This is a genomic window from Mesorhizobium silamurunense (assembly GCF_014843905.1).
In the GTDB taxonomy this organism is placed as follows: Bacteria; Pseudomonadota; Alphaproteobacteria; order Rhizobiales; family Rhizobiaceae; genus Mesorhizobium; species Mesorhizobium silamurunense.
This window is the reverse complement of the sequence record NZ_LPVS01000106.1, coordinates 16,710-34,765: the sequence shown is the minus strand read 5'-3', so window position 1 is coordinate 34,765 and position 18,056 is coordinate 16,710. Positions and strand designations below refer to the sequence as shown.

At 63.2% G+C, this 18,056-nt stretch carries 21 protein-coding genes; 11 read left to right on the top strand and 10 right to left on the bottom strand.

Annotated elements, in window-relative coordinates; genetic code table 11:
• Positions 1-2: 2 nt before the first annotated feature.
• Both AU465_RS32330 and AU465_RS32325 read right to left on the bottom strand, forming a co-directional pair.
• Positions 3-731 (bottom strand): calcium-binding protein, encoded by a 729-nt coding sequence (locus AU465_RS32330; protein WP_192257003.1) that lies wholly within the window; start codon positions 729-731, stop codon positions 3-5.
• A gap of 106 nt (positions 732-837) precedes the next feature.
• A complete protein-coding gene (locus tag AU465_RS32325; protein ID WP_192257001.1) occupies positions 838-1,497 on the bottom strand; it encodes an alpha/beta hydrolase in 660 nt (219 codons plus the stop codon).
• Between the two features lie 263 nt (positions 1,498-1,760).
• On the opposite strand from AU465_RS32325, the gene AU465_RS32320 reads away from it, so the two are divergent.
• On the top strand, positions 1,761-2,966 hold the full coding sequence (locus AU465_RS32320; protein WP_376774931.1) for an OpgC family protein: 1,206 nt from the start codon (positions 1,761-1,763) through the stop codon (positions 2,964-2,966).
• A 54-nt stretch (positions 2,967-3,020) separates the two neighbouring features.
• Here AU465_RS32320 and AU465_RS32315 read toward each other — a convergent pair whose 3' ends face one another.
• Positions 3,021-4,100: a LacI family DNA-binding transcriptional regulator gene (locus AU465_RS32315; protein ID WP_192256999.1), complete on the bottom strand. Its 1,080-nt coding sequence runs from the start codon at positions 4,098-4,100 to the stop codon at positions 3,021-3,023.
• A 177-nt stretch (positions 4,101-4,277) separates the two neighbouring features.
• On the opposite strand from AU465_RS32315, the gene AU465_RS32310 reads away from it, so the two are divergent.
• On the top strand, positions 4,278-4,421 hold the full coding sequence (locus AU465_RS32310) for a hypothetical protein (RefSeq protein WP_192256997.1): 144 nt from the start codon (positions 4,278-4,280) through the stop codon (positions 4,419-4,421).
• Between the two features lie 57 nt (positions 4,422-4,478).
• Positions 4,479-4,616 carry a hypothetical protein gene (locus tag AU465_RS32305; RefSeq protein WP_192256996.1) on the top strand — a complete coding sequence of 46 codons (138 nt, stop codon included), beginning with the start codon at positions 4,479-4,481 and terminating at the stop codon, positions 4,614-4,616.
• A 23-nt stretch (positions 4,617-4,639) separates the two neighbouring features.
• Here AU465_RS32305 and AU465_RS32300 read toward each other — a convergent pair whose 3' ends face one another.
• Positions 4,640-5,014, bottom strand: a complete 375-nt coding sequence (locus AU465_RS32300; protein WP_192256995.1) for a DUF423 domain-containing protein — start codon at positions 5,012-5,014, stop codon at positions 4,640-4,642.
• 39 nt (positions 5,015-5,053) lie between these two features.
• Entirely contained in the window at positions 5,054-6,307 is a 1,254-nt protein-coding gene (locus tag AU465_RS32295; protein ID WP_192256992.1) for a multidrug efflux MFS transporter, read from the bottom strand.
• A gap of 120 nt (positions 6,308-6,427) precedes the next feature.
• Here AU465_RS32295 and AU465_RS32290 point away from each other — a divergent pair, with 120 nt between their 5' ends.
• Both AU465_RS32290 and AU465_RS32285 read left to right on the top strand, forming a co-directional pair.
• Positions 6,428-7,093, top strand: a complete 666-nt coding sequence (locus AU465_RS32290) for a GntR family transcriptional regulator (RefSeq protein ID WP_192257077.1) — start codon at positions 6,428-6,430, stop codon at positions 7,091-7,093.
• Between the two features lie 59 nt (positions 7,094-7,152).
• Positions 7,153-7,413: a DUF982 domain-containing protein gene (locus tag AU465_RS32285; RefSeq protein ID WP_192256991.1), complete on the top strand. Its 261-nt coding sequence runs from the start codon at positions 7,153-7,155 to the stop codon at positions 7,411-7,413.
• Positions 7,414-7,447: 34 nt separating this feature from the next.
• On the opposite strand, the gene AU465_RS32280 is transcribed toward AU465_RS32285, so the two are convergent.
• A complete protein-coding gene (locus AU465_RS32280) occupies positions 7,448-7,600 on the bottom strand; it encodes a hypothetical protein (RefSeq protein ID WP_192256989.1) in 153 nt (50 codons plus the stop codon).
• Between the two features lie 170 nt (positions 7,601-7,770).
• Between AU465_RS32280 and AU465_RS32275 the strand changes: the two genes are divergently transcribed.
• Positions 7,771-8,742 (top strand): glycosyl transferase family 90, encoded by a 972-nt coding sequence (locus tag AU465_RS32275; RefSeq protein ID WP_192256987.1) that lies wholly within the window; start codon positions 7,771-7,773, stop codon positions 8,740-8,742.
• Positions 8,743-8,782: 40 nt separating this feature from the next.
• Here AU465_RS32275 and AU465_RS32270 read toward each other — a convergent pair whose 3' ends face one another.
• Positions 8,783-9,826 (bottom strand): aldo/keto reductase, encoded by a 1,044-nt coding sequence (locus AU465_RS32270; RefSeq protein WP_192256985.1) that lies wholly within the window; start codon positions 9,824-9,826, stop codon positions 8,783-8,785.
• Between the two features lie 266 nt (positions 9,827-10,092).
• Between AU465_RS32270 and ppk2 the strand changes: the two genes are divergently transcribed.
• On the top strand, positions 10,093-11,013 hold the full coding sequence (gene ppk2 / locus AU465_RS32265; protein ID WP_192256983.1) for a polyphosphate kinase 2: 921 nt from the start codon (positions 10,093-10,095) through the stop codon (positions 11,011-11,013).
• Between the two features lie 141 nt (positions 11,014-11,154).
• On the opposite strand, the gene AU465_RS32260 is transcribed toward ppk2, so the two are convergent.
• The 3 genes from AU465_RS32260 to AU465_RS32250 form a co-directional block, all read right to left on the bottom strand.
• Complete coding sequence (locus AU465_RS32260; RefSeq protein ID WP_192256981.1) at positions 11,155-11,802, bottom strand: dihydrofolate reductase family protein; 648 nt, start codon at positions 11,800-11,802, stop codon at positions 11,155-11,157.
• A gap of 153 nt (positions 11,803-11,955) precedes the next feature.
• Positions 11,956-12,987 carry a porphobilinogen synthase gene (gene hemB, locus AU465_RS32255; RefSeq protein ID WP_192256979.1) on the bottom strand — a complete coding sequence of 344 codons (1,032 nt, stop codon included), beginning with the start codon at positions 12,985-12,987 and terminating at the stop codon, positions 11,956-11,958.
• A gap of 228 nt (positions 12,988-13,215) precedes the next feature.
• The gene (locus AU465_RS32250; RefSeq protein WP_192256977.1) at positions 13,216-14,031 is read right to left on the bottom strand and encodes a DUF2066 domain-containing protein; all 816 of its coding nucleotides are present in this window, start codon (positions 14,029-14,031) and stop codon (positions 13,216-13,218) included.
• A 167-nt stretch (positions 14,032-14,198) separates the two neighbouring features.
• Here AU465_RS32250 and AU465_RS32245 point away from each other — a divergent pair, with 167 nt between their 5' ends.
• The 4 genes from AU465_RS32245 to AU465_RS32230 all read left to right on the top strand — a co-directional run bounded on the left by AU465_RS32245 (position 14,199) and on the right by AU465_RS32230 (position 18,025).
• The gene (locus AU465_RS32245; protein ID WP_192256975.1) at positions 14,199-15,242 is read left to right on the top strand and encodes an enoyl-CoA hydratase/isomerase family protein; all 1,044 of its coding nucleotides are present in this window, start codon (positions 14,199-14,201) and stop codon (positions 15,240-15,242) included.
• Complete coding sequence (locus AU465_RS32240) at positions 15,239-15,661, top strand: DUF6163 family protein (RefSeq protein ID WP_192256973.1); 423 nt, start codon at positions 15,239-15,241, stop codon at positions 15,659-15,661. The genes AU465_RS32245 and AU465_RS32240 overlap by 4 nt, the downstream gene beginning before the upstream one ends.
• Before the next feature lie 240 nt (positions 15,662-15,901).
• Positions 15,902-16,417, top strand: coding sequence for a transcriptional regulator LdtR (gene ldtR / locus AU465_RS32235; RefSeq protein ID WP_013896002.1), 516 nt, complete (start codon positions 15,902-15,904; stop codon positions 16,415-16,417).
• A gap of 354 nt (positions 16,418-16,771) precedes the next feature.
• Entirely contained in the window at positions 16,772-18,025 is a 1,254-nt protein-coding gene (locus AU465_RS32230) for a L,D-transpeptidase family protein (protein WP_192256971.1), read from the top strand.
• The last annotated feature ends 31 nt before the right edge of the window (positions 18,026-18,056 follow it).

Genomic DNA, 18,056 nt, shown 5'->3' with positions numbered 1-18,056 from the left:
CGCTATCTGCCAGAAATACTGAAGTCGGCGCTCGAAAGGGCGAGGCCAGGCGATATCGTTGCGAAGTGGACTGCTGCCTGCGCGCCGGTGCCGTCCGCATCGTAGGTGAGCCAGCCGCTGCCGGCATCGTAGATGATACGGTCGGTTTCCCTGGCTGCGGCCGTCCCCGCATGGAGAGCGTCCTCGGGCAGCGGGCCGGCGGCCAGCGCGGTGAACACCGAGCTCGCCAGCAACAAAGAGTCGTTGGCTGGTGAATAGTCGGCAATCGTATCGACGTTGCTCGAAGCGTCGAGCGGGCTGTTGAAGACGAACCGGTCATTGCCGCTGCCGCCCTCCAGGCGGTCGTTGCCCGAGCCGCCTTCGATCATGTCGTCGCCATCGCCGCCAACCAGCACGTCGTCTCCTTCGTCGCCGATGAGATAATCGTCGCCGTCGCCGGAACTGAGACGGTCGTTGCCGGCGCCGCCAACCAGCGCATCGGCGCCGTTTTCGCTGATCAACACGTCGTCCCCGCCTCCGCCGTCGAGATAGTCGCCGCCGCTGAAGCCGGCGATCCGGTCATTGCCTCTCTCGCCATAGATTTCGTCGGAGCTGGTGCTTCCTGAAGCGCCGATATTCTTTCCAATAAGGAATATCGGGGTCGAGCCAGGCCCGTGGAAAATCAGCATTTCCGCCGCTGTTATGAAGAACCCGGCTGCAACCACTGCCGTTATGGCTTTTGTCTTCGTCATTTCGGACGCCGTTCACGAAGTCCGCAATATCCACGGATGTTTATTCGAGACAGCTGTCGCGAAGGTCAACCGCGCCCCCGTCCCAAGGTCCGGAGTGCTTTATCTGTCAGGCCTTGGAGGGGGTAGCACCCAGCCATTGCCGGGCGATCGCGGCGTCGGCGTCGCCGAATTCATGGCCGGAGGCGACGATGCGCGCATCGACTGCGGCACCGCGCCCACTCAGCAGCGTCACCAGGGCCGGGGCGAACGGTCCGTAGGTCTGGTCCGCTGCGCCGGCGATGACAAGCACCCGCGTTCCGGCAAGATCGCTCGCCGGCGTATCATCCAGCACCGGCATCGCCCTGAGCAGCGCGGCCTGCCTCACCAGCCCGGGATGAAGCAGCATGAGTGTGGATACCAGATTGGCGCCGTTCGAATAGCCTATGAAGGCCGCGCGTCCGAGGTCGAGCCCGTGGCGCCGCGCGGCTTCGGTTGTGAATTGGGCGAAAGCGGCCGTCTCCATGCGGATGCTCGACTGATCGAAGCTGGTCGGCGTGATTCGCTCGAACCAGCGGAAACCGCCCTCCTGGCGGATGCGGCCGCGCGCCGCGACAAGCACCGCGCGTGGCGCGATCTGCTTCGCAAGCGGCACCAGCGTCGTTTCGTCCACGCCCGATCCATGCAGCGCGAAAAGGCATTCGCCGCTCGCATTTGCCGGTCGAATCAAGCGATAGGAAAAAGGCAGATCATCCTGCAGCATGCTGTTTTTGTTGACATGTTCGGACATGATCACATCCTGTTGATTTTACGGTGATTTCACTGATTTGCCGGCTTCAAAACGGAATGTTTTCAAGTTCCGCGAAAGTTGATTGAACCGGGCGCATTTCAGACCGTTTCTGCGCCGATAGACTCCCAACGGGAGGAATCGAAGCGGTGCGTCGGGGGTCGCATTGCTGGACATGAAACACCAGCTCTGAGGCCTTTTGTCGATGACTATCCCCGTTTCTCAGCGCGACCCGCGTATCAAGGATCGCGATACGCGTATCAAAGATCGCTTCTCAGCGCGACCCGCGTATCAAGGATCGCGATACGCGTATCAAAGATCGCGATACGCGTATCGATGTGCTGCGCGCGCTCGCCTTGCTCACCATTTTCATCGATCATGTGCCGGGCACCATCTTCGAAAACCTGACCTACAAGAACCTCGGCTTCTCCGATGCGGCCGAGGCCTTCGTTTTGATCTCCGGCATCTCGGTGGCGCTTGCCTATGGCACAAAGTTCAAGCCGGGCGGCAGGCTGCTGGCGGCCCTGAAGATGTGGCGGCGCGCCGGCGTGCTTTATGTCACGCACATCGTCATCACCATGCTGGTGATCGCCCTGTTCTGCGCCACGGCGGTCTTTGCCCACCGGCCGGAGCTGCTGAAGATGATCAACATCGAGCCGCTGATGCGCGACACGCCGCAGGTGCTGCTCGGCATCGTCACGCTCGGCCATCAGCTCGGCTACAACAACATCCTGCCGGTCTATGCGGCACTCCTTCTGGCGGCACCGGCCTTCGTTCTGTTCGTCAGCTACAGGCCAGTGGCGGCACTGACCGTGTCCGGCCTGCTGTGGCTGGTTGCCGGGGTGTGGCAGATCGCGCCGCCGAACTATCCAGAGCCGGGTTTCTGGTTCCTCAACCCGCTTTCCTGGCAGTTCCTGTTCAACATCGGCCTTGCCGCCATGCTCCACGTCAAGCGCGGCGGGGAGATTCCGGTCAACCGCTGGCTGGTGGGCTTTGCCTTGGTCTATGTGATCGGCGCGGCGATCTGGGTGCACAGCCCGCTCTGGGGGCAGATCACCTGGTTCAATCTGCCGGTGGTGATCGGTGGCTTCGATAAGACTTTCCTGTCGCTGCCGCGGCTGCTGCACATTCTGGCCGTCAGCTACCTGACCGTCGCCCTGCCGGCGGTGTCGAACCTCTTCCGCACCAGGCCCGACAATCCGCTGGCGATCCTCGGCAAGCGCTCGCTGCCGGTGTTCGTGGCGGGAACGCTGATTGCCATGGCCGCTCAGGTGCTGAAGCTGATCAATCCGGGCGGCCTCGCCTATGACACGCTGCTGATCGCGGCCGGCATCGCCATGCAGTTCGCGCTGGCGCTGTATCTCGAATGGCTCGCCGGTCTCGGCCCGGCCCGCGCCAAGCCGGCGCGCGAGGAAGCTGCGCGTGCTCCGTTCAGGGCGCAGCCGATGCCGGCAAGGGTTGGTGGGTACTGAAGAGATCCAGGAAAGCAGTTCAGCGATATTCGGGCCTGAACTGCCTGGAATTGTTCAGCCTTTCGGGGCAGGGCCGCTCGAGGCCCTGACGACAAGCTCGACGCCCATCGTCTCGCGTCGCACCGCGCCGTCAAAGTCGAGGATCATGCGCGCGGCCCGGCGGCCGATCTCGGTGATCGGCTGGGCGATCGTGGTCAGCGGCGGGTCGCAGAGCGCGCCGTCCGGCACGCCGTCGAAGCCGACGATGGAGACGTCCTTCGGCACCTTGAGGCCCCGCGCGGTCAGCCATTCGATGGCGATCATGGCCATCCTGTCCGACATCGCCAGGATGGCGGTCGGCCGCTCGCCGCCGGAAAAGATCGCTTCGAGGCCGGCCCTGGTGCTCTTCTGCTCGTTCTCGGTTTCGAAGATTGGGACCTTTGCCGTGTCGACGCCGAAGCGGGACAGTTCCTCGAAATAGCCGGCGAGACGATCGCGCGTTCCAGTGTAGACCGCCGAGCGGACCATTTCCGGCGTGACGAAGCCGGTGCGGTCCTCACCGAGGGTCAGCGACAGAACCGCGAAGCGACGATGGCCGAGCTCGGCGAGATGGCGCGCCGCGAGCCGTCCGCCGGCGACATTGTCGACGCCGATGGCCGAAATGGTCTCATCGTGAAAGCCGAGCTCCAGCGCCACGAAAGGCAGCCTGCGCTCGCGCGTCAGGTCGACCAAGCGCGAGCCGCCTTCGATGCAGAACAGGATGAAGCCGTCGACCAGCGCGCTCTGGATGTTCCAGGCGAGCTTTTCCTGGTTGGCGGCCGAAACCAGGGCGATGCCGGCGCCGGTGGCATCGCAGGCCTCGGAGATGCCGGCCATCATGACGCGGGCAAACGGATCCTCGAAGAAATAGGAGAGGGGCTCGGTCGTGCCGACGCCGATGGCGTTGACCTTGCCGGCACGCAGCAGGCGCCCCTTGGGGTCGGGACCGGCATAGCCCATCGCTTCCGCCACCGCCTTGACCCTTTCGCGCACCTCGGCGCGAACGATCTCCGGGCGGCTGAAGACATTGGAGGCCGTGCCATGCGAGACACCGGCTGCCTTGGCGATATCCGCCAGCCGGATCGGTCGTGCCTGGCCTTCGACGGGTGGTGCCATGTCGTTCCTCCGAATCCGGTCACGTGACGAACATGACCGCGGAATAGTTGCCGGTCATCTAACATTTTTCTTGGATCGATTCAAATTTTCGCTTGACTCAGGCGGTGCGAGGTATATGATTTGAATCGATCCAATCTGTTTAGATGGGTTGGAGCAAAATTCCAGAAGGAGGGTGCCATGCATCCGGTCAACTATCTGTTCGAGGACGTCTACCGCAACGATTGGGGCATTGCCTCGGCCGCGCTGAGCGAACGGCGCCGGGGCGAGGCAAGCCCATGGAAGCGTGAATTGCGCTTCATCGTGGAGCGCAAGCGCGCCTAAGAAGTCAGTCTTTTTCACGTCGATCGATTGGATCGATTCAATAATTGGAGGTCAGTCATGCATCCGATCAGCCATCTTTTCCAGGACATTTATCGCAACTATTGGGGCATTTCGCCGGCGACCGACCGGCCGGAGCGGCAGCGCGCGGCGGAGCCGGCGACGCGCAGGCGCAAGCTTCGTCCCGGGCGCGGGTAATCCCGCCGCGTCAGGCGGTCGGTTTAAGATCGGGGGCGCCACAGCGCCGAGACGGCAATCGCCAGCCAGCCGGCGATAAGCAGAGTGCCGCCGATAGGTGCCGACATCGGAAACAGCCGCGAGCCCAGGAAGTCTCTGGCGAGAAGATCGCCCGAGAACAGGAGCAGGCCGACGAGCAGCGCCAGGCTTGCGATCCTGAGACACCGGTTGCCGCCGATAAGGCCGATGGCGAGGAAGACCGGCGCATGCATCAACAGGAAGGACGCCGCCGTGCCGGTGAAGGCGCCGCCGCGATGCGCGGCCGCCGCCGACAACGCCACGCCTGCCGCGCCGACGAGGCCGCCTGCCAGCACGAGGATACGGCTGCCGCCGTTTGAGGATTGCCCCGCGAGGCTCATGTTGAATGACTCCATGCTTCGGTCGAGCGGGCGAGCCGATCAGGATTCGCCGGCTTCGAGCAGCATATGCCGCGCCCGCCGCGACTGGACAGTCCAGTTATAGACCGCACCCAGCGCCATCAGCATGGACGTGCCCAAAAACACCGCCCGCATTCCGAAATGTCCGCCGACGAAGCCGCCGGCGAGCGGTCCCGCAACCTGGCCGACATACTGCGCCGAGATCGACAGTCCAAGCACATTGCCGCCGACGCCGTCCGGGATGTTGTGGCGGATGACGCTGGTGATGCAGGGCAGCAAGCCGCCCAGCGCCAGGCCCATCAGGAAGCGCAGCCCGATCAGCTGCCAGCCGTCGGTGACGAAAGCTTGTGGAATAAGCAGCAGCGCCGAGATCGCGAGGGCGCCGACGACGACATTCCAGTGGCCGACGCGGTCGGCGAGCTTGCCCAGCCATGAAGAGGACAGGATGGTGCCGAGTGCTGCCGCCGACATCACCACGCCCGCGACCATCGTCACCTTACCTTGGTCCTCGACGAGCTGCTGCACATAAACCGTGATGATCGGCTCGATCGACATGGTGGCGAAGGCAAGCAGCATGCCGGTCGTCAGCATCGCGGCGACCGGGCGCTTGTCGGGGATCTGCGACCAGCCACTCTTCGATTTCGCCGCCGAAGCGGCGTTGGCCGCAACTGGACGCGGGTTTTCCTTGATCAGGAAGGTCGTGGCCAGGAAGGCAAGAAAGATGACGCCGCCGGACAGCAGGAAGGTGGCGCGGATGCCGATCACCGGCGGCAGCGCGCCACCGAGCAGCGGGCCGACCAGCGAGCCCGCCGTGATGCCGGCCGCCAGCACGCCGAGCGCCCAGCCGGAGCGCTGCTTGGGCGTCTGCATCGCCACCAATATCGTCGATCCCGAAGAGTAGCCGCCGGCAAAGCCGATCAGGAGCCTCAGCAGCACCAATTGCCACACGCTCTGCACCATGCCGGTCAGCGACATGCACATCGCCATGCCGAACGAGGCACGCACCAGCATCAGCTTGCGGCCGTAACGGTCGCCGAGTCGTCCCCACAAGGGTGCGACCAGCGCCGCGGCAAAGAAGGTGGCGCCATAGGCAATGCCCGACCATTGCACGATCGCCGCGTGTCCCTCGGCGCCGAGCTGTTCGACGTAAAGCGGCAGGAAGGGCAACAGCAGCGTCATGGCAATCAGCGTGCTGAACGAGCCTGCGAAGCAGACCGCGAGATTGCGCCGCCAATGGATGTTGTAGTCGCTCTGTTCCACGCCATTCTCAGCCATTTTCTGCCTGTCCGAAAATCCTGGATTGTTCTGGATACCATTTGGGGATACCACAGCGGTATCCTCATGAACCTCAACCCAGCCGCTGTCAATGCGGCGCCGAAGAAGAGCGGAACGACGATGTCGCAGATGCAGAATGTCGAGAGGCAGCTCCGCGAGATGATCCTCGGACTGGAGATCGGCCCGGGCGAGCGGCTGACCGAGCGCTGGATCGAAAGCCGCTTCGGCGCCTCACGCACGCCGGTCAGGGCGGCTCTGCTGCGCCTTGAGACCGAAGGGCTGATAGGCCGCGACGGCCGCGGCTGGACGGTGGCGCCGATCAATCTCGCCGAGCTTGGCCAGATCGCCGTCTATCGCGAGGCTGTCGAGGTGGCGGCGGTGCGGTTGACGGCGGCGCTTGAGGATCGCAGCGGTGTCGAAGTGATCGCGGCGATGCTCGATTCCTGCGACGCCGACACGCCGCGCGAGGAATGGCACCGCGTCGGCATGGATTTTCACATCGAGCTGGCCAGGCTTTCCGGCAATGAATTCCTGCTTAGGGGAGTCCGCGATGCAATGACTAGGCTCTCCCGCGCGCGCTGGCTGGAAGTGCGCGACGAGGCGGCTCTCGGCCGCGCCTGGGCCGAGCACCATGCCATCCTGGCGGCCGTGCGGGCTGGTGACGCCGACGAGGCGGCGCGGCTGCTCTCGGCCCATATCACGGGCAGCCGCGACCGGCTGGTGACGTCGCTGCATGACGACCGGCGCGGCCTGCGGGCCAGGGGCTTCGCCGTCGTTGCCGCTTGATTGGCCCGTGCAGGCATTTTGGGCCTCGCTTCGCACACGTCGATGGCGTAAGAGCGGCGATGGAAAACAACCGTTTTGAAATACCGGTGACCGTCAAGTCGGCCACGGCTGGGCCCAATCAGCTCTTGCGCTCGGCCCGCGAGGCTTCGGATTACCTGCTCAACAGCTGGCCCGGAAAGCGCACGCCAAAGCACCGCGAAGCGCTGCAGGCCTGTCACGATGCCTTGGCGGGCGACAAGCCCGCTATGGGCGCGCGGCGCGCTTTCATTGCCGCAGCCCGCGAAGTGAACGTCTTCGTCAGCGACAAGGCGCCGGGCTAGCGCACCGAACCCGTACCGGACTGGCTGCCGGGCTCTATTCGGTCGCCTCCGCTCCAACGTCGGTTTTGTCCTCGGGTCTCGAACGCTCCTTGGCTGCGGCCTTTGCCGCCAGCTTCTCGGCCTTCTTGGCAGCCTTTTGCCGATCGCGCTCCTTGCGTTCCTGACCGTAATTCGGTGCTCGGGCCATATCGCTTCCTTTCATTTTGTGCGTCCTTGCTAGGAGCATTGGCCGCCAAACACAACAGCTATAAGGCGCGGCTGGCTTGCCTGGGCATCGCGGCCGGGGCTTGCAAGATGTGCGGCGCAATGCTGTAGGAGGTGCGGGGAACAACACCGCACTACTGAAACGACGGACGCATGGCCTCGCCCTTACGCACCGCAGCGCGGGTATTTTATTTCGTACGCAACATCACGCGCGATGTGGTGCCGCAGGCTCTCTTTCGCCAGCGCCTGGCCGGCCGCTTGCAGCAGGCGAAGCTCTCCAGCAAAACGGTCCGCGACCGGGTCAATTACTACAACAAGCTCGACCATAGCTTCGTGCCGAGCCCGGCTGCCATCCCGGCCGGTCGAATACCCAAATTCGGGAGCATGTACTATTACGACCTGAAGGAGTTCGCCCGCTACTTCGATCGCGACCTGCTCATCGATCTCGAGTTCGGCGATGTCGTCGACGTGCCGGCGATGCCGGCAATCGTCAAGGATCGGCCGATCCGCGACGGCAACGGCAACGCCGTGATCATGAAGCTCGACAAGTTCCGCCATTTCAACATGCCAAGGGACAATCTGTCCTTCGCCGACAAGCGCCCAATGGCGGTCTGGCGCGGCGATTTCAACAATCCGATCCGCAAGCGGTTCGTCGATGCCGTGCGCGACCTGCCGCTTTGCGATGTGGGCTCGCCCAAGCCGAGCGCGCCGGAGAACTACCGCAAGCCGTATCTCACGATCCCGCAGCAGCGGCAGTTCCGCTACATAGTCTCGCTCGAAGGCAACGACGTGGCGACGAACCTGAAATGGATCATGAGCTCGAATTCGCTCTGCCTGATGCCGCCTCCGACTTACGAGACCTGGTTCGCCGAAGCTGAACTCGAGGCCAATGTGCACTACGCGCCGCTGGCGCCGGATTTTTCGGACGTCGCCGACAAGATCGCCTATTTCGAAAAGCATCCGGCGGAAGCTCAACGCATCGTAACGGCAGCCAACGCTTATTGCCGCCGGTTCAGCAACGAAAAGGACGAGCGGGCGGTCTCGCTGCTCGTCCTCTACAAATATTTCGTGCTGAGCGGCCAGATCGAACCCGACCCGGAAGTCTGGCGGTTTATATCGGGCTGATCCCGCGCCTTTTCGGGCGCGGGACACTTTCGCAAAGCTTTCAGATGTCGCTGCGGTCGAGCACCAGATCGGCCGGGCCGAAGCGGTCCTTGGCGGTGAACTGCTGGTGCCAGTATGGGTAAAGCACCGGCGGCCTGCTGACGGCGTCGAGGCGCAGGCGTTCGTCCAGGGACAACGTCAGGCTTGCCGCGGCAAGATTGTCTTTGAGCTGGGTTTCGTTGCGGGCGCCGATCACCAGCGAGGAAACGGCCGGGCGGCCGAGCAGCCACGCAAGCGCCACTTGCGCCGCCGAAACGCCCCGCGCCTTGCCGATCTCGACCAGCACGTCGACGATCCGCCACAGCCTGTCCTCGTCGCGGATTGGTGGTTCGGACCAGCCGCCGAGCTGGCGCGCGGTCGGGCTGTCGCTGCGGTATTTGCCGGAAAGCAGGCCGCCGGCCAGCGGGCTCCACACCAGCACGCCAAGGCCCTGATCGACCGCGATCGGCAGCAGCTCGTACTCCGCCTCGCGCGCTTCCAGCGTGTAGTGGATCTGCTGCGTGACGAAGCGCGGCTGCTGGTGGCTGTCGCTGATAGAGAGCGCCTTCATCACCTGCCAGCCCGAATAGTTGGAGCAGCCGACATAGCGGACCTTGCCCTGGCCGACCAAAGTCTCGAGCGCGGCGATCGTCTCCTCCAGCGGCGTGACGCCATCCCATTCGTGTAGGAAATAGATGTCGATGACATCGGTCTTCAGCCGCTTCAGGCTCCTCTCGCATTCGCGGATCAGATGATGGCGCGACAGGCCTTCGTCGTTGGGGCCGTTGCCGATCCGCATGCGCACCTTGGAGGCGATCAGCACATCGTTCTTGCGCTTGCCGCCGAGTGCTTCGCCGACGATCTCCTCGGAAATGCCGTTCGAATAGACGTTGGCGGTGTCGATGAGGTTGATGCCGGCGTCGATGCAGGTGTCGATGATGCGCCTGGCCTCCGAAAGATCGGAATTGCCGACAGCGGCGAACGGGCCCGCGCCGCCGAAGGTCATCGTGCCAAGGGTCAATGTCGAAACCTTCAGGCCGGAACGGCCAAGGGTGCGGTATTCCATGTCTGGTCCTCGCGATTTTGTTTTGAAGAGGCGCGCCGTGGCGTGCGCCGGAAAGAAGCGGGGGCATTTGTAGGACAATTCGAGCGGCTTGTCGCCTCGCCATCGATACGGACCGATCACATATCGGCTATCCCCGGTTGCCGGTGTGCGCTTGCAATAAAACCGTCATTGCGGGCCTGTATCTCAGTCGGCTTACGGAGTTGCGTTTCCGGCCAATGGCTGGAAGGCATCCGAGGCGATGGTGGCCGACAGGCAGGAGCTGCGCAATGAACGAACTCAAAACGAATTCCGGAGCCAAGGATTGGCTGGAGGCCGAGCTCGAGGACACGCTCGACGAGGATTATGAGCTGGAGATTTCCGAGCCTGCGCTGTCGCTCGAGATCGCCAGGATCTACAAGAACGCGCATCCGCCTTCCATCGAGCGCCTGACCTACTTCCGCGAACTGTTGCGGTTGCAGTCCGAACTGATCAAGCTGCAGTCCTGGGTCGCCTACCACAAGAAGAAGCTGGTCGTGGTCTTCGAAGGCCGCGACTCCGCTGGCAAGGGCGGCGTCATCAAGCGCATCACGCAGCGGCTCAATCCGCGCATCTGCCGAGTGGTGGCGCTGCCGGCGCCGACGGAGCGCGAGAAGTCGCAATGGTATTTCCAGCGTTATGTCCCGCACCTGCCAGCCGGCGGCGAGATCGTGCTGTTCGACCGCTCCTGGTACAACCGCTCCGGCGTCGAGCGTGTGATGGGCTTTGCCAATCCCGAGCAGGTGGAAGAATTCTTCCGCGACGTGCCGGAATTCGAGCGCATGCTGGTGCGTTCGGGCATCACGCTGGTGAAGTACTGGTTCTCCATCACCGACGAGGAGCAGCAGATGCGCTTTTTAATGCGCATCCACGACCCAATGAAGCAGTGGAAGCTGTCGCCCATGGACCTGCAGTCGCGGGTGCGCTGGGAGCAGTACACCAAGGCCAAGGAAGAGACCTTTGCCCGCACCAACATCAAGGAAGCGCCCTGGTTCATCGTCGAGGGCAACGACAAGAAGCGGGCGCGGCTGAACTGCATCGACCACCTGTTGCAGCAGATGCCCTATGAGGAGGTGCCGCACGAGGAGATCACGCTGCCGGAACGCGTCTTCAATCCCGAATACGAGCGCCAGGTGCTGCCGCGTGAGCTTTACGTGCCGGAGAAGTACTGAGAGCACTTCTCCTCTCCCCTTGCGGGAGAAGGTGGATCGGCGCGCAGCGCCGAGACGGATGAGGGTTATCGCCAATCTGGAACACCCCTCATCCGTCGCCTTCGGTGACACCTTCTTCCACAAGGGGAGAAGGGGAGCCCCTTATGCCCTTTCGATCATCACATGCGTGGCATCCGCCGTCGCGACCTGGCTGGTGCAACGGTAGCAGAGCTTCAGCATGTCGAGGCCGGCGAAAAGATGCTCGCCGGAGCCGAGCAGGATCGGCGAGATCGCGAGATGCATCTCGTCGATCAGCTTCTTCTGGAGATATTGCCGGATGGTCGAAACGCCGCCGCCGACGCGCACGTCCTTGCCGCCGGCCGCGGCCCTTGCCTGTTCGAGCGCTGAATGGATGCCGTCGGTGACGAAGTAAAACGTCGTGCCGCCCTCCATGACGATCGGCGTCCGCCTGTGGTGGGTGAGCACGAAGACCGGCACGTGATAGGGCGGGTTGTCGCCCCACCAGCCCTTCCAGTTCTCGTCGGGCCAATCGCCGCGGATCGGCCCGAACATGTTGCGGCCGAGGATCCAGGCGCCGACATTCTCGAAGCTGCGCACGGTGAAGCTGTCATCGATGTCGGTGGTGCCGCCGTCCTTGCCGACCACCATCTCGCGAAAGGTGCGGGTGCCGATCATCCATTTATGCAGGTTCTCACCGCCGACGCCGAGCGGGTTTTCGAGAGTTTGATCGGGACCGGCGCCGTAGCCGTCGAGCGACAGGGTGAAAGCATTGACACGCAGCTTGGACATCGTTGCCTCCTAAGCCAGTTGTAATTTGCAAGCAGTTATGGAGTAGCTTAACTGATTGCGGAATGCAAGCAGTATCTCCGGCGAGCAAAATCAACTCACCCGAGCGGACGTCCGGGCGACGCAGCGAGAATTAAAAGCGGCAGAGGAGGGAGCCTAGCCCCTCAGCAACTCCGCCACGGTCGGCGCGAAATAGGTGAGGATGCCGTCGCAACCGGCGCGCTTGAGCGCGAGAAGCGATTCCAGCATCGCCTTTTCGCCGTCGATCCAGCCATTGGCGCTGGCGGCCTTGATCATCGAATATTCGCCCGAAACCTGGTAGGCGAAGGTCGGCATCTGGAATTCGTCCTTCAGCCGGCGGATGATGTCGAGATAGGGGAGCCCCGGCTTCACCATCAGCATGTCGGCGCCTTCGGCCAGATCCTGCTCGGCCTCGCGCACGGCCTCGTCGGAATTGGCGTGGTCGATATAGTAGGTCTTCTTGTCGCCCTTGAGCAGGCCTGCGGTGCCAACGGCCTCGCGATAGGGGCCGTAGAAGGCGGAGGCGAATTTCGTCGCATAGGACATGATCGCCACGTCCTGGAAACCGTTGGCATCGAGCGCGTCGCGGATCGCGCCGATGCGGCCGTCCATCATGTCGGACGGCGCAATGATGTCCGCGCCCGCCGCCGCCTGGATGACGGCTGCGGCTGTGACCTGCTCGACGGTCTCGTCATTGACGATGATGCCGTCGCGCAAAATGCCGTCATGGCCGTGGCTGGTGAACGGATCGAGCGCGGCGTCGGTGATGATGCCGATCTCCGGCACCGCGTCCTTGATGGCGCGCGTGGCGCGGTTGATGATGTTTTCCGGATCGAGGATGTGTGAACCGGTCTGGTCGCGCAGCGAAAGCTCGATATTGGGGAAAGTGGCGATCGCCGGGATGCCGAGCCTGGCGGCGCGCTCCGCTTCCTTGACCGCGAGGTCGACGGACAGGCGATAGACGTCAGGCATGGCGGCAATCGGCTCGCGCACTTGTCTGCCGTCGACGACGAAGATCGGCCAGATCAGGTCGTTCACCGAGAGCCGGTTTTCCTGCACCAGCCGGCGCGACCAGTCGGCCTTGCGCATGCGGCGCAGCCGCCGGCTGCCGGTGATTTCGTCGATGCTGCGCGCGCCGGCCGGCTTTGCGGGTGTGAATTTGTTCATCGCCAAAACTCTCTTTCGACCGGGCTTTTTACCACGCACGTCCGCCGCTGACCAATGCGACACGATTGTGCCAGGAACTGAACCGCAAGTTCCTCTCCCGCGCCACAGGCGGGGGAGAGGTGGCCGCGAAGCGGCCGGAGAGGGGCCTTCGTAGGGCGCTCCCCCTCTCCGTCTCGGCTTCGCCGAGCCACCTCTCCCTCACTCTCGTGGGGGCGAGGAACCTTCGCGTTACGGCTGCCCATTGCCCGACAAAATCTGCGCTGCGCCCCTCACAGCCACGCGAAAAGCCTCGTCGAAGCTGACGCCGCGCACTTGCCACTGATATGTCTTGCCGCGATCGGCCAGCCGCCAGTCGGCGATCCAACCGAGTTCCTTGTCGCTCCACACGATGCTGCCGGCGAGCGCCCGGGCCGCTCCCGCCTTTTTCGCGAGTTGGTCGAGCCTTGCCATATCCGTCGCGGAGAGCGCCTTCTCATCTAACCCGGCAAGCTGCCTGGCCTTTGGAAAGGTAACGCGCATCAAGAGCGGACCGGTAGCGTTGGCGAAGGATTCGCGCATCGTTGCGCCGCGATCCTCGTCGGCCGTCAGCGCGAAATGTCTCGCGCCCTGTTCAGTCGTGAGGAAGACGGCGATCAACGGCCGCTCGCCGTGCCAGGGCTTGCTGCCGAGCTGCGCCAGGAGTTTATCGACCACGGCTGGCTTGTAGAGGCAGGTGAGGTCGTGCGGCCGGTCATGCGTGCCTTGCTCGTCATGGATAGGAATGCCTTCCAGCCGGTCGTGATAGCGGAAGGATTGGACGAAGTCGGCCGCCTTGTTGCGCAGCGCCAGCATTTCCGGCTTCTGCGTCAGCCGCTGATCGCCGGAAACCTTGACCAGCACCTTGTCCAGGCAATCCTTGAAGCCGATCTCGCGGTTCGGTTCGTCGGTGCCGGTGACGATGGTCTGCGCCTGGTAGAGTTCGGAGGCTGGCGCGGCGACGGCCGGCGGAACTCCCAGGCAAAGGAGACCTGCCAATCCAGCCACGAGACGAGAAAATCCAGCCATGTCGATTTGCTCGAAATCTGTCGGGCCGCGTGGGCGCAACACTTTGCCGGTTACCTAACACCGGACGCGGCTGGCCGCCAGCGCGGCGATGCCGCCATTGACGCATCCCTATGCCGCCTTTAGCACTTCAATCCCCCTGGGAGGGCGGAGAGAAGGATTCTCTGGTGATGGATTTTGGCGGAGGCGACGAGATTCGCTTCGAGCGTTTGGGCAAGGCGGGCGTCGTCACGCTGACGCGGCCGCAAGCGCTCAATGCCGTCACCCACCGCATGGTGAAGGCGCTCGGCACGGCGCTCGACGCCTGGGAGGGCGATGCCGGCGTGAGCGTCGTCGTCGTCAAGGCCGAGGGCAGGGCGTTTTCCGCCGGCGGCGATATCCTGCACATTTACGAGGCCGGCCGCGCCGGCAAGCCGCCGGTCGACTTCTTCGCCGACGAGTACCGCCTCAACGCCCGCATCGCGCGCTTCAGGAAACCCTATGTCGCGTTGATCGATGGCATCGTTATGGGCGGCGGCGTCGGCATCTCCTTCCACGGCTCGCATCGCGTGCTGACCGAGAACGCCCAGTTCGCCATGCCGGAAGTCGGTATCGGCTTCTTTCCCGATGTCGGCGCCAGCCATTTGCTACCCGATCTCGGCGGCAGCTTCGGCATGTATCTGGCGCTGACGGGAAATCGCATCCGCCATGGCGATGCGCTGTGGTCCGGGCTTGCCACGCACACCATCAAGGCCGAGGACCAGGCCGGCCTGCTCGACGAGCTGGCGCTATCGGGAGATCCGGGTGAGGAGTTGCGCGGCTTCTTCACGCCTGCCAAGCGCGAGACGGAGCGGCAGGATCTGGAATCGATCGCCCGGCATTTTTCGAAAACCTCTCTCGCCGGCGTCATCGCCAGCCTCGAGGAGGCTGCCGCTGCCGACACCTTCGCCGCAAAGACCCTGGCGACGATCAGGATGCGATCGCCGACCAGCGTCAACGTCGCCTGGCGCGAGATCAGCGCCGGACTGACGCTGTCGATGGACGAGTGCATGAAGATGGAGTTCCGCATCCTCAACCGCATGCTGGCCGGCCATGACTTCTACGAAGGCATCCGCGCCGCCATCATCGACAAGGGTTCGAGGCCCGAGTGGCGGCCGGCAAGCATCGATGCGGTCGAAGCAGCCGACGTCGATGCCTATTTCGCGCCGCTCGGGGCTGGGGAGCTCGATCTGTGAGCGAGCTCACCTCCAGGCGCGTGGTGCTGCAGCCCTCGACCACCGAGGTCATCTTCGCCTGGTTCCAGCGCCTGATTGCCGGCTATTGCCTGCTCTTCGGCATTCTCTACTGGATCCGGCTGATCGGCATCTATCCCGGCGAGCTCTGGCGCTTCGACCTGATGCCGGTGCACTGGCAGGTGGCGGCGGCCACGCTCGCAGTCTTCTTTCCCTTCGCCGCCGCGGGCCTCTGGATGCTCGCCTCTTGGGGGCCGGTCATCTGGTTCATCTGCGCGGCGACCGAGACCGTCATGTATGCCGGCTTTCCCGATCTCTTCGGCCACCGGCTGCTGATCGTCGTTTCGCATGCCTGCGTGGCGCTGCTCTATATCATCTTCCGCGTGACGATCTGGCTGCAGAAGCGCCAGCTTCGGCAATAGGTTGCCGGACGGCCCCGGGACCCTAAATTCGGGTCAGCGATTTGCCCAAAAACCATTGGCTAAATCTTTAGGTTAATTGTTCTTGCTCGCGTGACCGTTCGTTAAGCCTCTTTCGAAACCACTTACCGGTAAGCTCTTGTTAGCCCTGGCGTTTAAGTCGAATTTTATGAGTATTCGATAGTGTCGCGATCAAGGTGAAGAACAAAAAAATCACCGGGCGACAAACGAGAGGCAAAGACAATGATCAATTCGCGTCCGGCGGCGAAGACCGCCAACGTTTCCGACGATCGCCGCGAGGCGATCCGTTCGCTGTACATGGAATCGCTGCAGCTGGTGGAGCGTCTGCATCGCCGTCTGCTTGACGTGATCAAGGACGAGTTCGACCGCAACGGCCGCTCCGACATCAACGCCATCCAGGCGCTGCTGCTCTTCAACATCGGCAATTCGGAGTTGACCGCCGGCGAGCTGCGCTCGCGTGGTTATTATCTCGGCTCGAACGTCTCCTATAATCTGAAGAAGCTGGTCGACCTCGGCTTCATCAACCACCAGCGCTCGCGCATCGACCGCCGCTCGGTCCGCGTCTCGCTGACGCCGAAGGGCAACGAGGTAGCCGACGTCGTCGCCGGCCTCTACGAGCGCCATGTCGGTTCGATCGAACAGGTCGGCGGCATCAATACCGACGAGTTCAAGCAGATGAACCGCGCGCTGCAGCGCCTGGATCGCTTCTGGAACGACACCATCGCTTACCGGATGTAAGCGCATTCGAAATCTGAGACATCGAAGCCGCGCCGAAGAAGCGCGGCCGGGGCAAGCAATCCGGGACCGGTGCAGAAAAGCATCGGTCCCTTTTCATTCATCGCGCCGTTGGAGGCAAATCGCGGGCCAAGGCCACGTTGCCGCCATAATCCCAGTGAAAGCGAGGATGCGGGTGATGCCGCGGGCGAGGGCCGTGCGCTTACTCGAGCCCACATCGCCACAGCGTGTTTCACGCCCCATGTGATGCAGGTCATGGTTGGCTAATTGTTAAGATTGCCGATCCTAGAGTGCGGGCAACCCGCCAGTAGAGCGAACTGAGCGAGATTAGATACAGCTAGAATGTCTGGAACGTCCATGAGAACCAGCCGCCGTTTCTTCCTTTCCGGAGCCTCCGCGCTCGCCGCCGCCATGGTCGCCGGCCACGCCAGCGCGCAGGACGTGATCGGCGATATCCTGAAATCCTCGGCCCGCGGCAATTGGGACGATCAGTTCGATGCCCGCGCCAGCGAGGGCGGCAAGGTTGCCTCCACGCTACCGATCTTCAGCCTGCAGACCGTCGCCTTCACCGAGCAGGCGGTGGCGCAGTACCAGAACATCGTCGGTCAGGGCGGCTGGGAGCAGGTGCCGGCGACCAAGAAATTGCAGCTCGGCGTCGACGATCCTGATGTCGTGCCGCTTCGCAAGCGGCTGATGATTTCGGGCGACCTGTCGCAGAGCGCCGGCATTTCGACGGCCTTCGATTCCTATGTCGACTCGGCTGTCAAGCGCTTCCAGCTTCGCCACGGCCTGCCGGCCGATGGCGCCATGGGCAAATACACCTATGCGGCCATGAACGTCCAGGCTCCGATTCGGCTCGGCCAGTTGCAGACCAATCTGCAGCGCCTGAAGGAAAAGGCTGGCACGCTGGGCAGCCGCTACGTGCTGGTCGATATTCCGGCGGCGCAGGTGGAAGCGGTCGAGAACGACCGCGTCGTGCTTCGCCACACCGCGATCGTCGGCAAGATCGACCGCCAGACGCCGATCGTGAATTCCAAGATCAACGAGATCATCGTCAATCCGTACTGGAACGCGCCGGTCTCGATCGTGCGCAAGGACATCATTCCGCTGATGCGGAAGGATCCCAACTACCTCAAGGACAGCCACATCCGCCTGTTCGCGCCGGACGGCAGCGAGGTCGATCCGATGTCGATCGACTGGTCGACGGACGATGCCGCGAAATACCGCTTCCGCCAGGATCCGGGCGGCAACAACGCCATGGCTTCGGTCAAGATCAACTTCCCAAGCCCAGATGGTGTCTACATGCACGACACGCCGCAGCAGAGCCTGTTCGGCAAGCTGATGCGCTTCGACTCTTCCGGCTGCGTGCGTGTCCAGAACGTGCGCGATCTCGTCACCTGGATCCTGCGCGACACGCCCGGCTGGGACCGCCAGCATTTCGAGGCGACGATCAAGACCGGCGAGAACACGCCGGTCGAGGTCGTCAATCCGGTGCCGGTCCATTTCCTCTATCTGTCGGCGTGGTCGACCGGACCCGGCGTCGTGCAGTTCCGCGACGACATCTACGGCCTCGACGGCAACAGCGAGCTGCAGATTACCTCTGCGCTGTAAGCGGCTGATATAAAATATGAAAAAGGCTGCT

Coding starts and splice junctions, on each gene's coding strand:
- AU465_RS32330 (WP_192257003.1), bottom strand. CDS start 731: ATGACGAAGACAAAAGCCATAACGGCAGTGGTTGCAGCCGGGTTCTTC.
- AU465_RS32325 (WP_192257001.1), bottom strand. CDS start 1,497: ATGTCCGAACATGTCAACAAAAACAGCATGCTGCAGGATGATCTGCCT.
- AU465_RS32315 (WP_192256999.1), bottom strand. CDS start 4,100: ATGGCACCACCCGTCGAAGGCCAGGCACGACCGATCCGGCTGGCGGAT.
- AU465_RS32310 (WP_192256997.1), top strand. CDS start 4,278: ATGCATCCGGTCAACTATCTGTTCGAGGACGTCTACCGCAACGATTGG.
- AU465_RS32305 (WP_192256996.1), top strand. CDS start 4,479: ATGCATCCGATCAGCCATCTTTTCCAGGACATTTATCGCAACTATTGG.
- AU465_RS32300 (WP_192256995.1), bottom strand. CDS start 5,014: ATGAGCCTCGCGGGGCAATCCTCAAACGGCGGCAGCCGTATCCTCGTG.
- AU465_RS32295 (WP_192256992.1), bottom strand. CDS start 6,307: ATGGCTGAGAATGGCGTGGAACAGAGCGACTACAACATCCATTGGCGG.
- AU465_RS32290 (WP_192257077.1), top strand. CDS start 6,428: ATGTCGCAGATGCAGAATGTCGAGAGGCAGCTCCGCGAGATGATCCTC.
- AU465_RS32285 (WP_192256991.1), top strand. CDS start 7,153: ATGGAAAACAACCGTTTTGAAATACCGGTGACCGTCAAGTCGGCCACG.
- AU465_RS32280 (WP_192256989.1), bottom strand. CDS start 7,600: ATGGCCCGAGCACCGAATTACGGTCAGGAACGCAAGGAGCGCGATCGG.
- AU465_RS32275 (WP_192256987.1), top strand. CDS start 7,771: ATGGCCTCGCCCTTACGCACCGCAGCGCGGGTATTTTATTTCGTACGC.
- AU465_RS32270 (WP_192256985.1), bottom strand. CDS start 9,826: ATGGAATACCGCACCCTTGGCCGTTCCGGCCTGAAGGTTTCGACATTG.
- ppk2 (WP_192256983.1), top strand. CDS start 10,093: ATGAACGAACTCAAAACGAATTCCGGAGCCAAGGATTGGCTGGAGGCC.
- AU465_RS32260 (WP_192256981.1), bottom strand. CDS start 11,802: ATGTCCAAGCTGCGTGTCAATGCTTTCACCCTGTCGCTCGACGGCTAC.
- hemB (WP_192256979.1), bottom strand. CDS start 12,987: ATGAACAAATTCACACCCGCAAAGCCGGCCGGCGCGCGCAGCATCGAC.
- AU465_RS32250 (WP_192256977.1), bottom strand. CDS start 14,031: ATGGCTGGATTTTCTCGTCTCGTGGCTGGATTGGCAGGTCTCCTTTGC.
- AU465_RS32245 (WP_192256975.1), top strand. CDS start 14,199: ATGGATTTTGGCGGAGGCGACGAGATTCGCTTCGAGCGTTTGGGCAAG.
- ldtR (WP_013896002.1), top strand. CDS start 15,902: ATGATCAATTCGCGTCCGGCGGCGAAGACCGCCAACGTTTCCGACGAT.
- AU465_RS32230 (WP_192256971.1), top strand. CDS start 16,772: ATGAGAACCAGCCGCCGTTTCTTCCTTTCCGGAGCCTCCGCGCTCGCC.